We start from the raw sequence: 1291 nt of genomic DNA on the forward strand, positions 1-1291 counted from the left end.
CAGGACCAACGGGTTACCAGAATCGCACCGATAATCCCCATCATCGGGTCCATCCAGTTCCACCCGGCATATTTACCCGCCAGAAGGGCAACAATGGCAAGGACTGACGTCAACGCATCTGCAAGCACATGCAGGTAAGCGGCCCGTCGGTTGTGGTCATGGTGATGATGGTGGTGACCGTGATTATGCCCGTGACTGTGACCATGGTCATGACCTGCATCCCCCAGTATCCACGCTGACACCCCGTTGACCACCAGGCCTATGATGGCCACAAATATGGCCCCATCGAAAGAAATGGGGACGGGCTGGATAAAACGCCCAACACTCTCGATGACCATGTAGAGCGCAAAGACAGCCAGCAGAATGGCTCCGGTAAAGCCGCCCAGCGCATTGACCTTCCCCGTCCCGAAAGAGAATCGGGCGTTGCCTGCGTTTTTCCTGGCGTATGCATAGGCGAAGGCGGCAATACCCAGGGCCACCGCGTGCGACCCCATGTGCAGCCCATCGGCCAGCAAGGCCATCGAGCCATAAACGATCCCGGCCAGGATTTCCCAGACCATCATCGCCAGCGTTAGGCCCACCACGATGAGCGTTCGGATTTCTCCGGGGCGCTTCCGATCCTGGCCAAAGACATGCTTATGTTGCCAATGATCGAGTCGTTCGTGGTGCATCACAGTGTTCCTAGCGTGGCTGATGATTTGGTAAGTCTGGGGTCAAAACCAGCTTTTAACCTATCCCCCGTGGGGGGATATATGAGAATGCTACTGTAGTCAGATGGCCATCACAACCGTTCAGCCATAAAAGTGTTGTGATTGCTACAAACACGTAGTAGATTCTACAGAATGTCATGGCTTCTACTGATTCTGTCACTTCCTACAGAAAATGCGACGGTGCGTATGCGGGCCTGGCGCTCTATTAAGGCATGGGGCGCGGCTTCACTTCGCGACGGCGTCTATTTACTGCCAGCTCACCCCGATCACGTCGAGAAGTTGGAGGCTGTGGCCCATGACGTGCGTGAAGCCGGCGGTGTCGCCCATGTTGTACCCACTGACGGCCCGGATGCTCATGAATTCCCCGCTTTATTCGATCGTGCGGACGACTATGAGGCCTTGCACTCGGACATCGCAGAACTACGGGCAACGCTGCTGCCAGAATCGGCCATGGAGGTTATTAGGGAGACCCGGAAACTGCGTAAGCGCTTCACGCGCGTGTCACAGATTGATTTTTTTCCAGGTGCTGCCCGTGAACGGGTCGATCGGGCGTTGCAGGAACTGGAAACCGACGCAAATCG

2 protein-coding genes are annotated in these 1291 nt (G+C 56.0%); one reads left to right on the plus strand and one right to left on the minus strand.

Annotation, left to right across the window (positions count from 1 at the left end; translation table 11 throughout):
* The coding region (gene dmeF / locus BM035_RS22205) for a CDF family Co(II)/Ni(II) efflux transporter DmeF (RefSeq protein WP_092034467.1) at window positions 1-671 on the minus strand (671 nt) is incomplete at its 3' end.
* 171 nt (window positions 672-842) lie between these two features.
* Between dmeF and BM035_RS22210 the strand changes: the two genes are divergently transcribed.
* A partial coding sequence (locus tag BM035_RS22210; RefSeq protein WP_368073307.1) for a Chromate resistance protein ChrB occupies window positions 843-1291 on the plus strand: 449 nt, incomplete at its 3' end.

The organism is Marinobacter sp. DSM 26671 (assembly GCF_900112835.1).
Taxonomy (GTDB): domain Bacteria; phylum Pseudomonadota; class Gammaproteobacteria; order Pseudomonadales; family Oleiphilaceae; genus Marinobacter; species Marinobacter flavimaris.